Origin of the sequence: Salinactinospora qingdaonensis, assembly GCF_039539445.1 — a bacterium.
Classification (GTDB): Bacteria; Actinomycetota; Actinomycetes; order Streptosporangiales; family Streptosporangiaceae; genus Salinactinospora; species Salinactinospora qingdaonensis.
On the sequence record NZ_BAABDD010000014.1, the window covers coordinates 15,416 to 37,625 of the forward strand.

14 protein-coding genes and 1 CRISPR repeat array are annotated in these 22,210 nt (G+C 67.6%); all 14 genes read left to right on the forward strand.

The window, feature by feature from the left end:
- Positions 1–364: 364 nt before the first annotated feature.
- The 14 genes from ppdK (at position 365) to mmsA (ending at position 22,210) form a co-directional block, all read left to right on the forward strand.
- Positions 365–3,043, forward strand: a complete 2,679-nt coding sequence (gene ppdK, locus ABD848_RS15295) for a pyruvate, phosphate dikinase (RefSeq protein ID WP_344972380.1) — start codon at positions 365–367, stop codon at positions 3,041–3,043.
- Positions 3,044–3,226: 183 nt separating this feature from the next.
- Positions 3,227–4,315 (forward strand): YdcF family protein, encoded by a 1,089-nt coding sequence (locus ABD848_RS15300; RefSeq protein ID WP_344972382.1) that lies wholly within the window; start codon positions 3,227–3,229, stop codon positions 4,313–4,315.
- A 66-nt stretch (positions 4,316–4,381) separates the two neighbouring features.
- The gene (locus tag ABD848_RS15305; RefSeq protein ID WP_344972384.1) at positions 4,382–5,644 is read left to right on the forward strand and encodes a deoxyguanosinetriphosphate triphosphohydrolase; all 1,263 of its coding nucleotides are present in this window, start codon (positions 4,382–4,384) and stop codon (positions 5,642–5,644) included.
- Between the two features lie 2,104 nt (positions 5,645–7,748).
- A CRISPR array of direct repeats spans positions 7,749–8,021; the repeat unit is 29 nt; unit sequence GGGACCATCCCCGCACGCGCGGGGAGCAC.
- A 654-nt stretch (positions 8,022–8,675) separates the two neighbouring features.
- On the forward strand, positions 8,676–9,680 hold the full coding sequence (locus ABD848_RS15310; RefSeq protein WP_344972386.1) for a LacI family DNA-binding transcriptional regulator: 1,005 nt from the start codon (positions 8,676–8,678) through the stop codon (positions 9,678–9,680).
- Positions 9,681–9,703: 23 nt separating this feature from the next.
- On the forward strand, positions 9,704–11,386 hold the full coding sequence (araB, locus tag ABD848_RS15315; RefSeq protein WP_344972388.1) for a ribulokinase: 1,683 nt from the start codon (positions 9,704–9,706) through the stop codon (positions 11,384–11,386).
- A gap of 15 nt (positions 11,387–11,401) precedes the next feature.
- On the forward strand, positions 11,402–12,112 hold the full coding sequence (locus ABD848_RS15320; protein WP_344972390.1) for an L-ribulose-5-phosphate 4-epimerase: 711 nt from the start codon (positions 11,402–11,404) through the stop codon (positions 12,110–12,112).
- A 26-nt stretch (positions 12,113–12,138) separates the two neighbouring features.
- The gene (locus ABD848_RS15325) at positions 12,139–13,506 is read left to right on the forward strand and encodes an L-fucose/L-arabinose isomerase family protein (protein WP_344972577.1); all 1,368 of its coding nucleotides are present in this window, start codon (positions 12,139–12,141) and stop codon (positions 13,504–13,506) included.
- Between the two features lie 201 nt (positions 13,507–13,707).
- Positions 13,708–14,961 carry an extracellular solute-binding protein gene (locus ABD848_RS15330; RefSeq protein ID WP_425567554.1) on the forward strand — a complete coding sequence of 418 codons (1,254 nt, stop codon included), beginning with the start codon at positions 13,708–13,710 and terminating at the stop codon, positions 14,959–14,961.
- A gap of 34 nt (positions 14,962–14,995) precedes the next feature.
- Positions 14,996–15,946, forward strand: coding sequence for a carbohydrate ABC transporter permease (locus ABD848_RS15335; RefSeq protein WP_344972394.1), 951 nt, complete (start codon positions 14,996–14,998; stop codon positions 15,944–15,946).
- Positions 15,943–16,827 carry a carbohydrate ABC transporter permease gene (locus tag ABD848_RS15340; protein ID WP_344972396.1) on the forward strand — a complete coding sequence of 295 codons (885 nt, stop codon included), beginning with the start codon at positions 15,943–15,945 and terminating at the stop codon, positions 16,825–16,827. Before ABD848_RS15335 ends, ABD848_RS15340 begins: the two co-directional genes overlap by 4 nt.
- Positions 16,828–16,869: 42 nt before the next feature.
- Positions 16,870–17,859, forward strand: a complete 990-nt coding sequence (locus ABD848_RS15345) for an arabinan endo-1,5-alpha-L-arabinosidase (RefSeq protein WP_344972398.1) — start codon at positions 16,870–16,872, stop codon at positions 17,857–17,859.
- Positions 17,860–17,935: 76 nt separating this feature from the next.
- The gene (arfA, locus tag ABD848_RS15350; protein ID WP_344972400.1) at positions 17,936–19,453 is read left to right on the forward strand and encodes an arabinosylfuranosidase ArfA; all 1,518 of its coding nucleotides are present in this window, start codon (positions 17,936–17,938) and stop codon (positions 19,451–19,453) included.
- 81 nt (positions 19,454–19,534) lie between these two features.
- Positions 19,535–20,623 carry a multiple monosaccharide ABC transporter substrate-binding protein gene (gene chvE / locus ABD848_RS15355; RefSeq protein WP_344972402.1) on the forward strand — a complete coding sequence of 363 codons (1,089 nt, stop codon included), beginning with the start codon at positions 19,535–19,537 and terminating at the stop codon, positions 20,621–20,623.
- Between the two features lie 54 nt (positions 20,624–20,677).
- On the forward strand, positions 20,678–22,210 hold the full coding sequence (mmsA, locus tag ABD848_RS15360; RefSeq protein WP_344972404.1) for a multiple monosaccharide ABC transporter ATP-binding protein: 1,533 nt from the start codon (positions 20,678–20,680) through the stop codon (positions 22,208–22,210).

The window sequence follows — 22,210 nt, forward strand, 5'->3', positions numbered from 1 at the left end:
AACTCTACCTACGCAACCGTAGGTTACTCGGGAGTTGTGGATGTGGTTCTGGGCACAGTTTCCCGCCTCGTGTCCCCCGCGCGCCCCGTGGGTGTGACACGAGAGCTCTCGTGTGGATTGGTCTTTTTGGCTTCCCCGTCCGGAGGCAGTCGCCAAATCGGCATCATCTTCCCAGCTCATCGCCCTTGCTGTGTGGTGTGACGCAGACTCCTCTAGACCAGTTGGTGAAACCTCTGGTCTAAACCAAATGAATCTCTGTGAGCTGGGAAAACGCCGATATTGCGATGGGGTGGGAAAAGTTTTGGTGCTCGACGGGTAGAGTCACGCGCATCCAAGGTCAAACGGCCGTGAAAAGGAGCTCTCCGTGCCCAAGTACGTCTACGAATTCACCGAGGGGAACAAGGACCTCAAGGACCTGCTCGGTGGCAAGGGCGCGAACCTTGCGGAGATGACCAACCTGGGGCTCCCCGTTCCGCCGGGGTTCACCATCACCACCGAGGCATGCCAGCACTACCTCGAACACGGGGAAGTGCCCGATGGCATGAACGCCGAGATCGACGAGAAACTGGCCGCCCTGGAAACCCAGATGGGCAAGCGCCTGGGCCAGCCCGACAACCCACTGCTGGTCAGCGTGCGCTCCGGCGCGAAGTTCTCCATGCCCGGCATGATGGAGACCGTTCTCAACATCGGCCTCAACGACGAGTCCGTCCACGGCCTGGCCAAACAGTCCGGCGATGAGCGGTTCGCGTGGGACTCCTACCGGCGCCTCATCCAGATGTTCGGCAAGACCGTCCAGGACATCCCCGGCGAGCTGTTCGACGACGCCATCGAAGCCGTCAAGCACAAGCGGGGCATCAGCAGCGACCTGGAGCTACGCGCCGAGGACTACAAGGAACTGGTCCAGACGTTCAAAGACATCGTCTTGGAAAAGACGGAGCGGGACTTCCCAGCCGACCCCCGCGAGCAGATGCAGTTGGCCATCAAGGCCGTCTTCGACTCCTGGAACGCTCCCCGCGCCGTCCTCTACCGTCGCCAGGAACGCATCCCCACCGACCTGGGCACCGCAGTCAACGTGTGCTCCATGGTCTTCGGCAACATGGGCATGGACTCCGGCACCGGCGTGGCCTTCACCCGGGACCCCGCCTCCGGCCAGCAAGGCATCTACGGCGACTACCTGCAAAACGCCCAAGGTGAGGACGTCGTCGACGGTTCGCGCAACACCGTCCCCCTGGCCGACATGGAGCGCATCGACCCCAAGAGCTACGGCGAACTGATCGCCATCATGGAAAAGCTCGAAAACCACTACCGCGACCTGTGCGACATCGAGTTCACCGTGGAGCGCGGCAAGCTGTGGATGCTCCAGACCCGCGTGGGCAAGCGCACGGCCGCCGCGGCGTTCCGCATCGCCGACCAGCTCCTCGACCAGGAACTGATCACCCTGGACGAGGCCGTCACCCGCGTCACCGGTGATCAGCTCGCCCAGCTCATGTTCCCCCGCTTCGACGAGACCGCTCCACGCCACCGGCTCGGCCGCGGCATGAACGCCTCGCCGGGAGCGGCCGTGGGCAAGGCCGTCTTCGACTCCTACACCGCCATCAAATGGTCGCGCAGCGGCGAGGACGTCATCCTGTGCCGCCGCGAGACCAACCCCGACGACCTCGACGGCATGATCGCAGCCAGCGGAATCCTCACCAGCCGCGGCGGCAAGACCTCCCACGCGGCGGTCGTGGCCCGCGGCATGGGCAAGACCTGCGTGTGCGGCGCCGAGGAACTCGACATCGACACCAAGAACCGCCGCCTCGTCGCCCCAAGCGGCAAGGTCATCGAGGAAGGCGACGTGATCTCCATCGACGGCACCAGCGGCGAGGTGTTCCTCGGCGAGGTGCCCGTGGTCTCCTCACCGGTCGTGCGCTACTTCGAGGGCGAGATCGATCCGGCCTCGGACCAAGCTGACGACCTGGTGCGCGCCGTCGACCGCATCATGCACTACGTCGACGCCGCACGCCGCCTCTACGTGCGCGCCAACGCCGACACCCCCGAGGACGCCCAGCGCGCCCGCCGCATGGGCGCCCAAGGCATCGGCCTGTGCCGCACCGAGCACATGTTCCTCGGTGACCGGCGCTCCCTGGTGGAGCGGCTGATCCTCGCCGACACAGAGAAGGAGCAGCACGAGGCCCTGGCCGCGCTGCTGCCGCTGCAACGCGAGGACTTCGTGGGCATCTTCGACGCCATGGACGGCCTGCCCGTCACCGTGCGGCTGCTCGACCCGCCGCTGCACGAGTTCCTGCCCGACGTCACCGAACTGTCGGTGCGCGTGGCCGTGGCCGAGTCCCGCGGGGAGAAGCACGAAAACGACCTGCGCCTGCTGCAAGCCGTGCACCGCCTGCACGAACAGAACCCGATGCTGGGCCTGCGCGGCGTACGACTGGGGCTGGTGGTACCCGGCCTGTTCACCATGCAGGTGCGCGCCATCGCCCAAGCCGCCGCCGAGCGCATCCAGGCCGGCGGCCGGCCCCGACCCGAGATCATGATCCCGCTCGTGGGCACCGTCCAGGAGCTGGAGATCATCCGTGCCGAGTCGCTGGAGGTCCTACGCGAGGTCGGCGAGCAGTACGGAGTCGAACTGGACTTCCCCATCGGAACCATGATCGAGCTGCCCCGCGCAGCCCTGACCGCCGGCCAGATCGCTGAGAACGCCGAATTCTTCTCGTTCGGCACCAACGACCTCACCCAAACCGTGTGGGGGTTCTCCCGCGACGACGTCGAAGCCTCCTTCTTCTCGGCCTACCTGGAAAAGGGAGTGTTCGGCATCTCGCCGTTCGAGTCCCTCGACATCGCCGGAGTGGGCCGGCTCATCAAGATCGCCGTGGAGGAGGGGCGCGCGGCCCGTCCCGACATCAAGCTCGGCATCTGCGGCGAGCACGGCGGCGATCCGGCCTCGGTGCGCTTCTTCCACTCGGCCGGACTCGACTACGTGTCCTGCTCTCCCTTCCGAGTACCCGTCGCCCGCCTAGAGGCGGGACGGGCCGCGGCGCGGCCGTAAGGCCGGCCGCACGCCGGCCCACCGGCAGGCCGGCGCAACCCCCTAGCACCGGGCGCCCGGACGAGATGGCCGTCCGGGCGCCCGAAATAGGTGCTGCTGTCGGCAGTGCCCATTTCGGGGCGGCGTATGTCGGTGTGGGTTATCGTCAAAGAAAGCGGCGGTGATCCTCACGGGGGGTGAGACATGCAGGCAGCCGGAGACGAAGGCGGCGACGAGCTATGGCCACAATCTCGATGGCGCGCCACCCCCGACCACACCTCTGACGCCGAGGCCACCCGCCACTTCACGCGCCTGCCCCAAAGTCCCGGCGAGACGCCCGCCGAGACCGCGCCCACCGCCTCCCGCGAAACAGCGCTCCACGACGAGGCGACCGCGGTCTTCCACCGCTCTGCCTCCCCGCCCCCCGACCCCACCCGAACCATGGCTCGCCCCTGGTCACCGGGCGACGACAGTGCCGCCGCCGACGTCGAGCCCCGCGAGGACGCCGACACCATCGACGCCGAGGGCGATCTCCATCGGCGCGAACCATACCGGGGCACCCCCAGCGACCACGGGGACGCCGACCGCACGCGCGAAATGGTGCGCCGACGGCGCGAGCCGCGCCGGCGGCCAGAACCGCCCCCACCCGCCCAGCGCCGCCGCTCCCGCCTGCGCTGGCTGCGTCCCGGCCGCCTCATCGCCCTCGTCTTGGCCCTCTGCGTAGCGCTGCCCTGCGGCACCTGGGTATGGGTATGGTGGGTCGCCCGCCAAGACGACCGCCCCACCTCCGACGCGATCGTCGTGCTGGGAGCCAGCCAGTACAACGGCCGACCCTCACCGATCTTCGAGGCGCGCCTCGACCACGCCGCCGGACTCTACGAAGAAGGCGTCGCGCCCACCATCATCACCGTCGGCGGCAACCAGCCCGGCGATAACTACACCGAAGGCGGCAGTGGCCGCACCTGGCTCGTCGAATCCGGCATACCCGGCGACCACGTCATCGGCATCGGCGAAGGCAGCGACACCCTACAGAGCCTGCGAGCCGTCTCCGAGGTCTACGAGCAGCGCGGCTGGGACTCCGCCGTCATCGTCACCGACCCTTGGCACTCCCTCCGCTCGCGCCTCATGGCCGAAGACCTCAGCATCGACGCCGCCACCTCCCCCTCCCGCTCAGGGCCCGCCGTGCGCGAGCGCACCACACAGTTGTGGTACATCACACGTGAGACCGCGTCGCTGTGGTGGTATTGGATCGTGGGCGAGAGTTCCGGCATCGAAGTCGACGCCGCGCTGTAGCGGCCACCCGTCACCCGGGCCACCCGCTGGCCACACCGTGGCGTTGCGACCGCCGCGAGGAGGAGCATGCTGGTCAGTCCCGAGGCTTCCACCCCCGGCTACGCGGCCCGCGACGCAAGCCGGTGGGCGCCAGAACCGCCTAAAAGCCGCGCCCGAGGGCCCTTCGAACGCGACCGCGCCCGCGTGCTGCACAGCTTCGCGCTGCGCCGTCTCGCCGCCAAGACCCAAGTCGTCCAGCCGGGGATGAGCGACTTCCCACGCACCCGCCTCACCCACTCCCTGGAATGCGCCCAGATCGGCCGCGAACTCGGCCAGGCGCTCGGATGCGACCCCGACCTCGTGGAAACCGCCTGCCTCGCCCACGACCTGGGGCACCCGCCTTTCGGCCACAACGGCGAGGTCGCCCTGGACGCCGCGGCGGCCAACTGTGGCGGGTTTGAAGGCAACGCCCAGAGCCTGCGGCTACTCACCCGCCTGGAAGGCAAGGTCCGCACCCCCGAGGGGCGCAGCGCCGGCCTCAACCTCACCCGCGCCACCCTCGACGCCACCGTGAAATACCCGTGGCCCCGAGGCGAGGGACCCCAACCGCACAAGTTCAACTACTACCCCGACGACGCCGAAATCTTCGCCTGGCTGCGCGAAGACGCCCCTGCCACCGCCACCAGCTTCGAGAGCCAAGTCATGGACTGGGCCGACGACGTCGCTTATTCCGTGCACGACTTGGAGGACGGCATTTACGCCGGCCTGATCCGGTTGGCGGCGCTGCACAGCCCCACCGAACGCGCCGAGGTGTGCGCCCTGGCGGCGCGCACCGCCACCAAGAACGGCGAGACCGTCCCGGACGAGGCGGAACTGGCGCAGACCTTCACCGACCTCGTAGCCGAGCCGTTCTGGCCCCGCGACTTCGACGGCGACCTGGGCTCCCTCGCCGCGTTGAAGAACCTCACCAGCGAGCTGATCGGACGGTGGTGCCGCGCCGCCGAATCGGCCACCCGCGCCGCACACGGCCCCGGCCCACTGACCCGCTACAGCGCCACCCTCGTGGTGCCGCGGCGCTCGCTGCTGGAGTGCGCGCTGCTCAAAGCCGCAGCCGTGCACTATGTCATGCGACGCTGGGAAGCTCGGGAGTACCAAGCCCGCGAACGCGAGATCATCACCGAACTGGTGGCGGCGCTGTCGATGCGCGCCCCCGACGCGCTGGAACCCCCGTTTCGCACCGACTACCTACGCGCCGCCGACGACGCCGCGGCCCTGCGCGTCCTGGTCGACCAAGTCGCCTCGCTGACCGACACCTCAGCCATGGCCTGGCACCGCGCCTTGGTGGGCTGAGCCTTGATGGGCCGATCGGCGGGCTGGGTGCGGCCGATACCCCAACCAGCCTGTTCCCCGCGGTCTTCTCCTGTCCGTCCCCTTGGAGATTCTCGGTCTCCTCGGCCCCCGCGCAGGGGGAGGAGCCGCGTGGGGGCCGGCATCCTGCGTAGAGGGAGGGCTCGCTTTTACCGTTCAGCGGGGCCTGTCGGTCAGTTCTCGGTGCCTCCGTGCGGGGCGGGATGCGGGGGTGGGGATCGGTGCTGCTCGCTCAGGGAAGAGGACAGCGACGAAGGCAGCGAGGGGAGTGGTGGGTGGAGGGGGTGTTGGGCCGGTTCCGGGGCGTGGGTGGTGGGGCTGTGGCGGAGAGCGGCGAGGACCGGTTGGGGTGGGGGAGGTGATGGTTGAGTGGCCGGTCTTGGGGGGTGGAGTAGCGCAGGCAGCGAGGGCGGCCGGTGGGTAAGGGTGGTCGGGTGTCGGTGCCGCTGGTTGGGGTGGGGTGGACGACGGAGAGCAGCAGGCCGGCGGTAGGAGGGTGGCGGATGTCGGTTCTGCGGCCCGGGGCGCCGGCGGTGACGGGAGGCAGCGAAGGCCAGTGGGCGGAGGTGGTGCAGGATCGCTTCCGGGGAGTGGGTGGTGGGGAAGGTGACAGTAGAACGTTGGGTTTGTCTCGCTTGGTGAGACGGTGGAGGTGCACCCTGCGCTCAGTGTTGGGGGTAGCGCAACACTGAGCGCAGTTGGTAGTGAGATCCGCCCTTACAAAAGCGACAAACCATCCATATCGCGCAGCGACGGCAGCGCAAGTGTCCAAAATGCGAGATATTCGTTTAAGAATAAACGTTCTCCCTTGATAGAAAAGCGACATAAAGGGGTAAACCGGACGCGAAAAGGTCGATGGTTGCGTCTAGCGTTGCCGCGACCATGACAAGGGGTGCCCACTCGGCAATTCTCGTGCCCCCGGATCGCCGAGCGGGCACCCCTCGCGGCGATCATGCCGCGCTGGCCAGTCCTTCCGCTCATCCCCACCACTCTCCTCTGACCCAAGGCCGCTTCCCTGTGCCCCCGGTCCTGGCGGCAGGCCCCTACTTCGGCGCCGCCCCTCACCGATCGCCCTCACCGCCCCCCGTTACCAGCGGTAACCCGAATCCGCAGTACCAACCCGACCTCTTCCCCTCATTCCCCCTCACCACCACCGGCCTTTGCTGCTCTCCGCCGTCCACCCCACCCCAACCAGCGGCACCGACACCCGACCACCCTTACCCACCGGCCGCCGTCGCTGCCTACGTTGCCGCCAGTCACTCCAGCGCACCGGAGCCGCCCCAGCGTCGCCCCCCACCCACTGCCCGTCTTCGCTGTCTTTCGTTACTGCTAGCAACATAAAAGTCACAACACCGGCATCAGGCCACCTTCACCCATGATCGCCACCGCCGGCCCCCACCCGGTGTTCGCCTGCATCGTTCCAGGTCACCTTAGCTACTGTGCCCCCTTAGGCTGCTGAGATCGCGAAGCGATCGAGGCACGATCGGCAAGAAGCACCACACGACACCCTCAACACCAACCCACACCCAGCCGCAAACCTCCGCCGGGGAGTACCTCCACGGACCGTGGCCCAGCGAGGTTGAGTTGGGGCCATCCCCGCACGCGCGGGGGTACGAAGATCTGGAAGCGCGGCTTTTGCGCGAGGAGGGAGTCTCCCTGCGCGTGTGGCGGCTGCGGCGTGGTTTCGGGTTGAGGCGGTCGGGGCGGGTTTCCCCGTCGCTCGTGCCTCGATCGCTTCGCGATCTCAGCAGCCCAGGGTGGGCTGTGCCTAGGGTGGGTGCCTCAGTTTGCCGGCCGCCCCGGAGAGGCCCTCTATCACGGGGGCTGTGTCTTGGGGCGCAGCCTGGTGCCCTTCCCGGAGAGGACACCACCGGTTGTTGTGTCCTGGACTGTAGCGACGTTCCTTGACCTCGGCGGCCGCCGGCACCACTTCACCTCACCTCGGCAACCGCGCCCTCTCCGGCTGCTGAGATCGCGAAGCGATCGAGGCACGAGCGGACGACGCCACCCTCCCAACCCCACCAGCCCCCGCCAACGCGGGGAGTGGGGAGCACGCGCATGACCATAGGTGCGGTAGTGAAAGGTCGAGACCATCCCCGCACGCGCGGGGAGCACGCCCTCCCATCCTCGCCCCGGCTATGCCCGGGGGGACCATCCCCGCACGCGCGGGGAGCACAACGCGAACGCGATCCGGCCCCCGGGATCAGAGGGACCATCCCCGCACGCGCGGGGAGCACTTAGGCTCTGACAGATGGATTTCCTGAAGAACGGGACCATCCCCGCACGCGCGGGGAGCACGCACGCATCGAGGGCGACAGCCCCCGTGGATTGGGACCATCCCCGCACGCGCGGGGAGCACCCTCGTTGACCTGCGACGCTATCAGTGGTGGGTGGCTGTTTTGACCACTTGTTGAGAATCGGGCGAATGCCGCATAGGTCGCAAAGTGTGCAGGGGTGTTGATCGGTGGCGCATGGGGGCAGTCTAGTCGCGGCTCTGGGGGCCGGTTGGGAGTTTGCGGGGGAGGGCAACCGTTGTCTTCCCGTTCGGTGATTCAGCCGGGGGACGGGCGGTGGTCAGGTGGCTGTAGGCGGTGTGGCGGTTGACGTCCAAGGTGGTGATGGCTGCGGGGTGGGTGCCAGGGCGAGACGGCACGAAGGGTTCATTCTCCGGACGTAGGCGTTGGCCTCTCGCTTCATCCGTATCGGCCCGTTCGCTCTGTCCGCCTTGGCCTTTCACGCCCTCCGTGTCCGCCCCTGGTCCCGCTCGGCCTCGTCTCTCCGTCCTCCTGCTCACTCCGCTCTCCTGCTCGCAGGGGGCTTTCCGGGCCGGTCGCGGCGGTTGTGTGGGCGCTGCTGTGACCTGGCGCATAACGAGTGGGAAAACGAGGGGAGCTACCCCCTTGACGCCGTGAATGTTAGCGCTAACAATGTTTCTCGCGTCACGTACCCATTAATCGGACGTTTCACGAGGTGTCGAACGACCATGCCGTCTTCCTCTAGGCGTGAACCGGTCATGGCAGATGTTGCCAGGCTCGCTGGCGTCAGCCATCAGACCGTCTCGCGCGTGCTCAACGGTCACCCCAATGTTAGGGCGGAGACCCAGACGCGCGTGCGTAACGCCATCGAGGAGTTGGGCTACCACCGCAACCTCTCGGCGCGTGCCCTGGTTACCCGCAAGACCCGCATCCTGGGCGTCGTGGCCTTCGACACCACGCTCTACGGTCCGGCGAGCACGCTGCTCGGCATCGAGCAGGCCGCCCGTGAGGCCGGCTACTTCGTCAGTATCGTCAGCCTGCGGACGATCACCCGCCAGACGGTCTCGGAGGCGCTCAACCATCTCGCCGAACAGTCGGTTGACGGTGTCATCGTCATCGCCCCTCAACGCAGCGCGGTCGAAGCGCTGGCCGACCTGCCCGCTCAGCGTCCGCTCGTGGCTGTCGAGGGCGGTCGCGCCAACGGTACCCCGGTGGTGTGCGTTGACCAGGTGGGCGGTGCCTACGCGGCCACGCGCCACCTGCTGGACTGCGGTTACCACACGGTCCACCACGTGGCCGGCCCCCTCGACTGGTTGGAGGCCGAAGGCCGCGTCACCGGGTGGCGTCAGGCGTTGACTGAGGCCGATTGCCCCATTCCCGAGCCCTACTACGGCGATTGGAGTCCCCGGTCGGGCTTTGAGATCGGATTGCGGCTGGCCGCCGATTCGAGTCATGGGGTCTCGGCGGTCTTCGTCGCCAACGACCAGATGGCGTTGGGGGTGCTGCGGGCGCTGGCCGAGTCGGGGCTGCGCGTGCCCGAGGACGTCAGCGTGGTCGGCTTCGATGACGTCCCCGAGGCCGAGTTCTTCACGCCGCCGCTGACGACCGTGCGTCAGGACTTTACCGAAGTGGGGGAGCGGGCGATCCAGATGCTGCTCGACCTGCTGGCCGGCAACGAGACTTCCCGTCGGGACGGGGGCGCCGCGCGCGAGGTGGTGCCCGCCCGGCTCGTCCAACGCATGAGTACGGTCTCCCACCCATGATCTCCGCTGCGCGAGGAGCCCCCTTGAACACAAATGTTAGCGCTAACAGCGAATCGTCCGTAGTGATCGGAATCGACTTCGGAACGCTTTCGGGACGCGCCGTCGTCGTGCGGGTCAGCGACGGCGCGGAGTTGGCCAGTGCGGTCCACGACTACGAGCACGGGGTCATCTCCGAGACACTGCCGGGGTCCTCCCGCCAGCTTCCCCCCGAAACGGCGCTCCAGGTGCCCGAGGACTACCGCGCCGTGCTGCGCCGGGCGGTACCCAAAGCGCTGGCCGACAGTGGTGCCACTCCCGAACAGGTTGTGGGCATCGCCACCGACTTCACCGCCTGCACGGTTCTGCCCACCACCGTAGACGGCATCCCGCTGTGCGAGCTCCCCGACCTCCTCGACCGTCCGCACGCCTACCCCAAGCTGTGGAAGCACCACGCCGCCCAGCCCGAGGCCGACGACATCAACGCCCTGGCGAGTCAGCGCGGCGAGTTCTGGCTGCCCCGCTACGGCGGCAAGATCTCCTCGGAGTGGGAGTTCGCCAAGGCGTTGCAGGTGCTTCGGGAGGACCCGGAGGTCTACGAGCGCACCGACCGCTGGATCGAGGCCGCCGACTGGATCGTGTGGCAGATGTGCGGCCGGGAGACCCGCAACGTCTGCACCGCCGGCTACAAGGGCATCCACCAGGACGGGGTCTGGCCCGACCATGACTACCTCGCCGCTCTCGACCCCCGCTTCACCGACTTCGTCGACACCAAACTCGCCCACCCGCTGTCGCAGTTGGGTGGCCGCGCCGGCGGTCTCACCGCCCAAGCCGCGGCCTGGACCGGCCTGCCCGAGGGCATCGCCGTGGCCGTGGGCAACGTCGACGCCCACGTGACGGCCGCGGCGGCCTGCGCCACCGGCCCGGGCCAGATGCTGGCCGTCATGGGCACCAGCACCTGCCATGTCATGAACGCCGAGACCCTGGCCGAAGTGCCGGGCATGTGCGGGGTGGTGCGCGACGGGATCGTGCCGGGGCTGTGGGGCTACGAGGCCGGACAAAGCGGCGTGGGCGACATTTTCGGCTGGTTCGTCGACACGGGCCTACCCGAGGAGTACGCCCGTGAAGCGGCCCAACGCGGCCTCTCCGCCCACGAACTGCTCTCTGAGAAGGCCGTGAGCCAGCCGGTCGGCGGGCACGGGCTGGTGGCCCTGGATTGGCACAGCGGCAACCGGTCGGTGCTGGTCGACCACGACCTCTCCGGGGTGATCGCCGGCCTCACCCTGGCCACCCGCCCCGAGGAGATCTATCGGGCGCTGGTGGAGGCCACCGCCTACGGTACCCGCACCATCGTCGACGCCTTCGACTCTTCGGGGGTGCCGGTGCGCGACTTCGTCGTCGCCGGTGGCCTGGTGCGCAACCCCTTCGTGATGCAGGTCTACGCCGATGTGCTGCGGCGTCCGCTGCACGCCATCGGCTCCGACCAGGGGCCCGCTCTTGGTTCGGCGATCCACGCCGCTGTGGCCGCCGGCGCCTATCCCGACATCCACGCGGCTTCGGCGGCCATGGGCAAGGTCGAACGCGACGTGTTCCGTCCCGACCATGCCCGCGCCGACGCCTACGACGATTTGTACGCCGTCTACACCGATCTACACGACCACTTCGGCCGCGGCGGTAGCGACGCACTGCATCGCCTGCGCCGGATTCGCAACCGCACCCACACCCAGTGACCAGCGAAGGGACAGATGACTGTGCTGCCTGACAGCGTCGACCAGGTGCGCCGCGACGTCTGCGATCTCCATGCCGAGCTACTGCGCTGGGGACTGGTGACGTGGACCAGCGGCAACATCTCCGCCCGCGTTCCCGATGCCGATCTGCTCGTCATCAAACCCAGCGGCCTGCTCTACGACGAGCTGACGCCGGAGTCGATGGTGGTGACCGATCTCGACGGCACCGTGGTCGACGGCGAGTACTCCCCATCCAGTGACACCGCCGCCCACGCCTATGTCTACCGAGCCATGCCCGACGTGGGGGGAGTGGTCCACACCCACAGCCCCTACGCCACCGCCTGGGCCGCGCGCGGCGAGCCCATCCCGTGCGCCATCACCGCCATGGCCGACGAGTTCGGTGCGGATATCCCCGTGGGCCCTTTTGCGCTCATCGGTGGCGACGACATCGGCAAGGGCATCGTCAACACGCTCACCGGTCACCGCTCGCCCGCGGTGCTCATGCGCAACCACGGCGTCTTCACGATAGGAAAGAACGCCAAGGCCGCGGTCAAGGCCGCGGTGATGTGTGAGGACGTGGCCCGCACGGTCCATCTGGCGCGCGTTCACGGTCCAGTGGGTGCCCTCGCCGCCGAGCACATCGACGCTCTCTACGAGCGGTACCAAAACGTCTACGGCCAGCGCGGTGCGAGTCAACCCCAGCAACAAGAAGAAGGTGCGCAGTCTTGACCGATCGTCTTCCCCGTATCGGGCTCATGGGGATCATGCAGGAGCTCTACGACGACATGATCCCTGGCATCACCGACCGGCAGGCCGGCTACGCCCGTGATGTTGCGGCCCACCTCGCCGACGTGGCCGAGGTGGTTGTCGCGCCGCCGGTGCGTGGCCGCGCCAACGCCGAGCGCGCGATGCGTGACTTCGAGAACGCCGATCTCGACGGGGTCCTCGTCGTCATGCTCACCTACGGCCCCTCGCTGCGGATTACCCGTGTGTTCAACGAGGCGCGGCTGCCGGTGTGTCTGGCCAACATTCAGCCCGACCCCACGGTGACGCCCGAGTGGGACATGGCCGACATGACCTACAACCAGGGCATCCATGGTGCGCAGGACACCGCTAACGCGATGGTGCGCGCCGGCCTGCCCTTCGACGTCATCACCGAGGAGTGGCAGACCGAAGCGTTCCGTTCCCGGGTGAGCCGGTGGGCGCGGGCCGCTCGCGCGGTCACGGCCTGGCGCCAACTGCGGGTGGGCATCTTCGGCTACGCCATGAACGGTATGGGTGACGCCCGTTTCGACGAAACAGCGCTGGCGCGCGCTCTGGGACCGGAGATCGTGACGATCGCGCCGGGGCGGCTGTACCGCGCTACCCAGGAGCTGTCCAGCTCGGAGGTTGCCGAGCTCATGGCCTGGGAGGACCAGCGTTTCTCGATCGATCCGCGGCTGTCGAAGGAGGAGCGCGAGGATCACGCGCGCCTACAGTTGAGTATCGAGCGGCTGCTGCGCGAGCACGATTGTGGCGCCTACTCCACCCACTTCGACGCCATTGGTGAGGACGGCCGTTTCCCGCGGTTGCCCATGGCGGCGGCCTCCACGCTCATGTCCCAGGGCTACGGCTTCGCAGGTGAGGGCGACGCGCTCGCCGCGTCCATCGTTTACGCCGGCCACCAGCTTGCTGGGGATGGCCACTTCACTGAGATGTACGCGATGGACTTCCCGTCGGATTCCATCCTCATGAGCCACATGGGGGAGGGCAATTGGAAGGTCGCCCGCGACGACGAACCGGTGCGGCTGATCAAACGCCCGCTGGGCATCGGCAACCTCGATGACCCGCCCACGCTGCTGTTCCGTATCCAGCCGGGACCGGCGACATTGGCCTCCCTGGTCGCTCTCGGCGGCGAGCGTTTCCGCCTGGTCGTCAGCGAGGGCGAGGTACTGGACTCCCAAGAGCTGCCTGCCCTGGAGATGCCCTATGGCCAGTTCCGACCGGCCTCGGGCGTTCGCACGTGCATGGACGGTTGGCTACGCGCCGGCGGTACCCACCACATGGTCATGAACCTCGGCCACGTCGCCGCTGACTGGCAGGTTTTCTGCGAGATGGTCGGCATCGAGTTCTACCAGGTCTAAAACCCGACAGTGCGGGCCCTTCACGGGGCATGGGGTCCGCACTCAGCGTGTCCGGGTGCCTCTGTGGAGGCGCCTCGCCCCGCCCCGCGGTCGCTGGGGACGGCCGTGACGGCGGCGCCAATGACCGAGGAGGCGCCAATGCGCATACATCCCACACCCACACCATACCGACCAGTCGGAATTGGACGCCGTTCCTTCCTGATGGGGGGCCTCGCGGCGGCCGGGCTCAGCCTCGCCGGCTGCGGGCCCGCCACCACCGCCCTCGATAGCCGCACTCCGGTCCGCCAGTGGAACTTGTTCACCGGTGGCGATGGCGCCCGCATGGTCCAGATGCACGACGCCTACCGAAGCGAGCATCCCGGGATCGACTTCCGTCCTACGACCTACCTGTGGGGCAACCCCTTCTACACCAAGTTCACGATGGGCGCAGCCGGGGGACGCGCCTTTGATATCGCTACATTGCACCTGTCGCGGTTGCGCGGCATGGGGCCGGGCACGCTGATCGACCCGGTTCCGGTCGACGTGCTCGCCGAGTTCGGTGTCACCGAGAACGACGTGCTGCCCAACATTTGGGACAAATGCGTGGTCGACGGCCAGCTCTACGCCATCCCGCTCGACACCCACCTCGTCGTCACCTACTTCAACCGCGACATCTGTGACAGCGCGGGCGTCCTCGACGCTGATGGTGAGCTGATCCAGCCCACCAGCGAGGAGGAGTTCATCGACCTGCTGGCCGCGGTCAAAGACGTCACCGGCCAGTACGGGATCGCGATGGACACCACTGGCGCCTGGCGGCAGTTCTGGTCGCTGTATCGCCAACTCGGCGGGGAGATGACTTTCGACGGCGAGTTGGGCATCGACGACGACAAGGCGCTGCGCGTCCTCGACCTGCTGCGCCGCATCTGCCAGGAGGGGCTGGCACCTGAGGTCTCCGACGCGCCCGGCACCCCCGCCAATTTCCAAAACGAGATCGCGGGGCTGATGTTCGCCGGTAACTGGGAGATCACCACGTTCCAAGACGCCGGCATGAACTTCGGGATGCAGCCGTTTCCCGGCATCTACGGCGAGGCGCTGGGCCAGGGCGACTCCCACGCCTTCGTGCTGCCCCACCGCAGGACCCCTAACGACGCCGCGGTGCGCGCGGCCGTGGAGTACGCGGCCTGGATGCTCAAAAACAGCATCACCTGGGCCAAAGGCGGGCACGTGCCCGCCTACCTGCCGGTGACCGAGAGTGCGCAGTACAACGAGCTCAAGCCCCAGGTCAACTACCGCGAGGCCGCCGAAAAGGTGCAGTACGACCCGCAGGCATGGTTCAGCGGCTCGGCCGCCCAACTGCAAAACGAGGCCAACTCGGTCTTCGCCGGCGTGCACAACGGTTCGGTCACGCCAGAGGAAGCACTCGAGCGGTTCAAGCGGGCCGCCCGCAAGCTCATCAACACCCCGGAGCCGGTGTGACCCGGGCCATCCCCCGTCTTCTCTGGAGCCTGCTATGACCGCACCCGCCGCTACCGTCAACCAGGGCAGAGCACCCACCGCCGCGACCGATACCTCCGGCCGTACCCGCCGCCGTAGCACCTCGTGGGCCGGCCTGTGGTTCGTCATGCCCTTCACGGTGCTGTTCGCCGTTTTCCTCGTCTGGCCGATGCTGGCCGGACTGTGGACCAGCTTCACCGACCGCAGCCTCGCCAGCACCGACGTCTCCTTCGTCGGCCTGGCCAACTGGCGTGAGATGCTCACCGACCCGGCCGTGTGGCAGTCACTGTGGGTCACGCTGCTGTTCACAGCCATGAGCGTCCCGCTGCTGGTGCTCATCGCATTGGGGATGGCGCTGCTGACCAACCGGGCCACCCGCCTGGGCTGGTTCCTGCGCTTCTCCTTCTTCGCCCCGTTCCTGCTGCCGGTGGCCGTGGTGACCCTGATCTGGGTCTGGCTGTACCAGCCCGGCTTCGGCATGATCAACGGCCTGTTGCAGTCGGTGGGCCTGTCCCAAGTGGGCTGGCTCGGTGACGAGAACGTTGTCCTGTTGTCGGTGGTCATCACCACCGTGTGGTGGACCGTCGGTTTCAACTTCTTGCTCTACCTCGCCGCGCTACAGGGCATCCCCGCCCACCTCTACGAGGCCGCCGCCATCGACGGCGCCAGCCCGTGGCAGCGTCTCACCCGCATCACGCTGCCGCTGCTGCGCCGCACCACCACGTTGATCGTGATGTTGCAGATGGTGGCCTCACTCAAGCTGTTCGACCAGGCCTACCTCATGACGAACGGCTCAGGTGGCCCCAACTACGCTGCCCGACCCATCATCGGCTACATCTTCGACACGGGCTTCACCGGGCTGCGTATCGGCTACGCCTCTGCGATCTCCTACTTGTTCTTCGCGGTGATCATTATCGCTTCGATTATCCAGTTCCGGCTGTTCTCCCGGAAGGGGGATGCGGCATGAGCGCCGTCACGTCCCCCTCGTCTCCCGTCCGCACCGCGCCCGGTCGGCCCGAGCGTCGCCGGCTGCGCGTCACTCCCGGCGGCGTGGCCGTCACCGTCTCGGCGCTTGTGCTGGCCCTGTTGTGGCTGCTGCCCCTCGTGTGGGCGGTGCTCACCTCGCTCAAACCCGAGGGCGAGACCACCGCCGTGCCGATCCGCTGGTTGCCCATCGAACCCACACTGGAGGCCTACCGGTCGGTCATCGCCCGTGGTGACTTGCAGCAGTGGCTGCTTAACAGCACCATCATCTCGCTCGTGGTCACCGCACTCACCCTGATCACCTGCGTCATGGCCGCTTACGCCTTCTCCAAGACCGACTTTCCCGGGCGTTCCTGGCTGTTCGCGCTGTTCATCGCCGGCATCCTGGTGCCGCCGCAGGTCCTCATCGTTCCGCTGTTCGACGAGATGACCGCGCTGGGCCTGGTCGACACCTACTGGGGCGTGGCGCTGCCGCAGGTGGTGGCCCCGGTCATGATCTTCATCCTCAAGCGGTTCTTCGACAACATCCCGCGCGACTACGAGGAGGCCGCCCGCCTGGACGGTGCTGGTCACCTGCGGGTGCTGTGGAGCGTCGTCGTCCCCATGTCCACCCCGATCCTGGCCGCGGTCGGCATCTTCACCTTCGTCCAAGCCTGGAACAACTTCCTGTGGCCGTTCGTGGCCACCACCGACCCGGCACTGATGACTGTCCCGGTGGGGCTGGGCACCGTCCAAGGCGCCTACGGCATCCAGTACGCCCAGAACATGGCCGCCGCCGTCCTTGGTGCGCTGCCGCTCATCATCGTCTTCCTCATTTTCCAGCGTCAGGTTGTTCGTGGCGTGACCGACGCTGGCCTCAAGTAAGTCGCCGCGACTCACATCCCCCAACTGGAAGGAACCACCGACATGCGAGGGCTTGTGCGCTCCACTGTCACCGCGGCTGTGGCCGTGTTAACCCTACTCGCCATGGCACCCGCCGCCTCAGCCGACCGGCTGTGGCTCTACGGGGACCTGACCGCCCACGACCCCGCCTTGGTCCACGGCACCAACGGCGACGACTGGTACGTCTTCTCCACTGGCGACGGCAATGTGGCCGACGGCACTATCCAGATCCGCTCCTCGCGCACCGGCCGGTTCTGGCGCAGCGCCGGCACCGTCTTCGACGCCAAACCGGCGTGGCTCTCCCAAGAGGTCCCCGGCGTCAGCAACCTGTGGGCCCCCGAAGTCCACTACAACGACGGCACCTACTACCTGTACTACGCCGCCTCGACCTTTGGCTCCAACCGTTCGGTCATCGGCCTGGCCACCAACACCACTCTCGACCCCGACCACCCTGACTACCACTGGGTCGACCGCGGCATGGTCACCGAGTCGTTTACCAGCGACAACTACAACGCCATTGACCCCGGGGTCGTCGAGGACGCTAACGGCACCCCCTGGCTGGCGTTCGGCTCCTTCTGGAGCGGCATCCGCATGCTGCAACTGGAGTGGCCCAGCGGCAAACCCGCCCCCGGCCAGTCCGAACCGCTGCACATCGCCGACCGTCAGCAACCTCCCAACGCCATCGAGGCGCCCCACATCGTGCGCCGCAACGGCTGGTACTACCTCTTCGTCTCTTTCGACCACTGCTGTCAGGGCGCTGACAGCGACTACAAGATCGCCGTGGGCCGTTCTCGCTCGGTGACCGGCCCCTACGTCGACCGCGACGGTCGGTCCATGCTCAACGGCGGCGGCACGGTGTTGCTCGCCGAGCGTGGCGACGAGGTCGGCTCGGGCGGCCAGTCAGTCTCTGGCCCCTACATCGCCTACCACTCCTACGGCTCCGACGGCGGCTTCCGTCTCAACATCGAGACCCTGCAATGGACCGCCGACGGCTGGCCCCAACTCGACACCTGACCCGTTCACATGAACCGGTGCTGCCCCGGGGCGTCCGGGGCAGCACCACCCGCCATCCCAGGAGGAGAACCGCACCGTGCTCACCGCCGCTGTCACCCTCGATCCCGCGTTTCGGATCGCTCCCGTCAACCGCCGCACATTCGGCAGTTTCGTCGAGCACCTGGGCCGGGCGGTCTACACCGGGATCTACGAACCCGATCACCCCAGCGCCGACAAGGACGGCTTCCGCACCGACGTCCTCGACCTCACCCGCGAAATGGGCGTCACCATGGTCCGCTACCCCGGCGGCAACTTCGTCTCCGGCTACCGCTGGGAAGACGGGGTGGGCCCCTGCGAGAACCGGCCGGTCCGCCGCGATTTGGCCTGGCACAGCACCGAGACCAACGAGGTGGGCCTCGACGAGTTCATGCGCTGGGCACGCAAGGCCGAGGTGGAGCCCATGATGGCCGTCAACCTGGGCACCCGCGGGGTCGCCGAGGCGCTGGACGTGCTGGAGTACGCCAACCACCCCGGCGGTACCCGGCTGTCGGACATGCGCGCGGCCAACGGCAGCGTCGAGCCCCACGACATCAAGCTGTGGTGCCTGGGCAACGAGATGGACGGCCCCTGGCAGCTCGGCCACATGAGCGCTCGCGAGTACGGGCGGCTCGCCGTGCAGACCGCCCGGGCCATGCGCATGACCGAGCCCGGCCTGGAGTTGGTCGCCTGCGGCAGCTCCGGCTCGCAGATGCCCACCTTCGGCGAGTGGGAAGCCACGGTGCTGGAGGAGGCCTACGACGAGGTCGACTTCATCTCGCTACACGCCTACTACGAAGAGTACGACGGCGACCTGCGCAGCTTCCTGGCCTCGGCCGTCGACATGGACCACTTCATCGACTCGGTGGTGGCCACCGCCGACTACGTGCGCGCCAAGCGCGGCGCCACCAAACGGATCATGCTCTCCTTCGACGAGTGGAACGTGTGGTACCTGAGCCGGTTTCAAGCCGCCGGCCCGCCCACCGACTGGCCAGTGGCTCCGCGGCTGCTGGAGGACCACTACCACCTCGCCGACGCCGTGGTCGTGGGCAACATGCTCATCTCCCTGCTGCGCCACAGCGACCGCGTCACCGCCGCCTGCCAAGCCCAGTTGGTCAACGTCATCGCCCCCATCATGGCCGAGCCCGGCGGCCCGGCCTGGCGCCAGACCACCTTCCACCCCTTCGCCGAGACCGCCAGGACCGCCAAGGGCGAGGTGCTGCGCGTCGAGGCGCAGTCCCCCACCTACGAGACCGGACGCCACGGCGAGGTTCCGGTCGTCGACGCCGTCGCCACCTACGATGCCCCGGCCGGCCAGGCCGCCGTGTTCGTCGTGAATCGCTCCACCGAGGAGACGGTCCAGTTCGACGTCGACACCCGCGCACTCGGCGCCCAGCGCGTCACCGCGTGCCGCACCCTGTCCGACCCCGACCCCTACGTGCGCAACACCGCAGCGGAACCCGACCGGGTCGCTCCGCGCTCCCGCGACGACGCCGAACTCGCCGACGGTCGACTGCGGCTGAGCCTGCCGCCGGTGTCGTGGACCGTCATCGAACTCGCCACTACGGCTTCGTCGTGACCCCGCTGTGAATCCCCCGCCGTTTCCCGGGCGCGGGAGACATCCCGCGCCCTCTTTCCGCAATCGATTGTGAGAACACCCATGCGAACCCCATTGAAACTCCTGGGCGCGGCCGTGGGCAGCGCCGCGCTGCTGCTGTCGGGCTGCGCCGTCGGTGACGCCGCCGCCCCCGAGGGCGAGAGCGGAACCGTAGGCATCGCTATGCCCACCAAGTCCTCCGAACGCTGGGTCAACGACGGCTCCAACATGGTCAAGCAGTTCGAGGAGCTGGGCTATGGCGCCGACCTACAGTACGGCGAAGACGTCGTGGAGAACCAGATCGCCCAGATCGAGAACATGATCACCAAGGGCGTCGACGCGCTCGTCGTGGCCCCCATTGACGGCGAGGCCCTCACCGAGGTGCTGCAAAAGGCCGGCGACTCCGACATCCCCGTCATCTCCTACGACCGGCTGATCCGCGGCACCGAGCACGTCGACTACTACGCCACCTTCGACAACTTCCAGGTGGGCGTGTTGCAGGCCACCTACATCGAGCAGGCCCTCAACCTGCCCGAGGAAGAGGGGCCTTTCACCATCGAGCTGTTCGGCGGCTCACCCGACGACAACAACGCCTACTTCTTCTACGACGGCGCCATGTCGGTGCTCCAGCCCTACATCGACGACGGCACCCTCGAGGTGCGCAGCGGCCAGACCACGATGGACCAGATCTCCACGCTGCGCTGGGACGGCGCAAAAGCCCAGTCGCGCATGGACAACCTGCTCAGCGCCCACTACAGCGAGGACACCATCGACGCCGTGCTCTCGCCCTACGACGGCATCAGCATCGGCATCATCTCCTCGCTCAAGGGCGTGGGCTACGGCACCGAGGACAAGCCGATGCCGGTGATCACCGGTCAGGACGCCGAAACCGCCTCCATCAAGTCGATCATCGCCGGCGAGCAGACCCAGACCGTCTTCAAGGACACCCGCGAGCTCGCCGAGGTCGCGGTGAACATGGTCGACGCTGTGCTCAACGAGGAGGAGCCCGAGGTCAACGACACCGAAAGCTATGACAACGGCGTCAAGGTCGTGCCCTCCTACCTGCTCGAACCGGTCTCGGTCGACCAGGAGAACTACGAGGAGATCCTCATCGACAGCGGCTACTACACCAAGGACGAACTCACCGGCTGACCAGTAGGGGCCCGCGTCCGCGCGGGCCCCACTCCCACCGACCGAGGAGGCGGCATGGCCGACACCATCCTCCAGATGCGCGGGATCAGTAAGGCCTTCCCCGGCGTCATGGCGCTGGAGAACGTGGACCTGACGGTCACGCGCGGCGAGATCCACGCCCTGATAGGCGAAAACGGGGCCGGCAAGTCGACCCTGATGAAGGTGCTCAGCGGGATCTACCCGTACGGCGCCTACGGCGGCGACATCCTCATGGACGGCCAGACCCGCGCCTTCCGCGACATCAGCGACAGCGAGGCGGCCGGGATCGCGATCATCCACCAGGAGCTCGCGCTCATCCCGCAACTGTCCATCGCCGAGAACATCTTCTTGGGCAACGAGCGCACCCGGCGCGGCGGTGTCCTCGACTGGGGCCGCACCATCGGTGAGGCCAAGCACCTACTCGATCGGGTGGGCCTCGCCGAGGACCCCACGACCCCGGTCTCAGCACTGGGGGTGGGCCACCGCCAGCTCGTCGAGATCGTCAAGGCGCTGTCCAAAGACGTGCGACTGCTGATCCTGGACGAGCCCACCTCGGCGCTCAACGAACGCGACAGCGCCAACCTGCTGCGGCTGCTGCGCGAACTCAACGACCAAGGCATCACCTCGATCCTGATCTCCCACAAACTCAACGAGATCATCCAGGTCGCCGACGCCATCACCATCCTGCGCGACGGCCGCACGATCGAGACGCTGCGCCCCTCCGAAGGCGAGATCACCGAGGACCGCATCATCCGCGGCATGGTCGGGCGCGATCTCGACCAGCGCTACCCCGAACGCGAGCCCGACATCGGCGAGGTCCGCTTCGAGGTGCGCGACTGGACCGTCGACCACCCCACCCAGGCCGAGCGCCGAGTCGTCGACGGCGCCGGACTCCAGGTGCGCCGCGGCGAGATCGTCGGCATCGCCGGTCTGATGGGGGCCGGGCGCACCGAATTCGCCATGAGCCTGTTCGGGCGCTCCTACGGCCGCTACGTCTCCGGGACCCTGCACAAGGACGGTCACCGCGTCCAGCTCAACGGCGTGGACGACGCCATCGCCGCCGGTATCGCCTACGTCCCCGAAGACCGCAAGGAGCAGGGGCTCATCCTCGATACCGACCTGCGCCGCAACATAACGCTGGCCGGGCTGGACCGCGTCAGCCGCCGCGGGGTCATCAACCCGGCCCGCGAGGTCGTCGCCGCCGAAGAGCTGCACGAGCAGATGCGCGTCAAGAGTCGCGACATCCTCCAGACCGCCGGCGACCTCAGCGGCGGCAATCAGCAAAAGATCGTTCTCGCCAAGTGGATGTTCACCGACCCCGAGCTGCTCATCCTCGACGAGCCCACCCGCGGTATCGACGTCGGCGCCAAGTACGAGATCTACCTGATCATCCAGCGCCTCGTTGCCCAAGGCAAGAGTGTGCTGTTCATCTCCTCCGAGCTACCCGAGCTGCTGGGCATGTGCGACCGGGTGTACGCGATGTGCGAGGGCCGCATCACCGGCGAGCTGGATCGCGAGCACGCCACCCAGGAGTCCCTGATGAAGCTCATGACACTGACGAATGCCTGA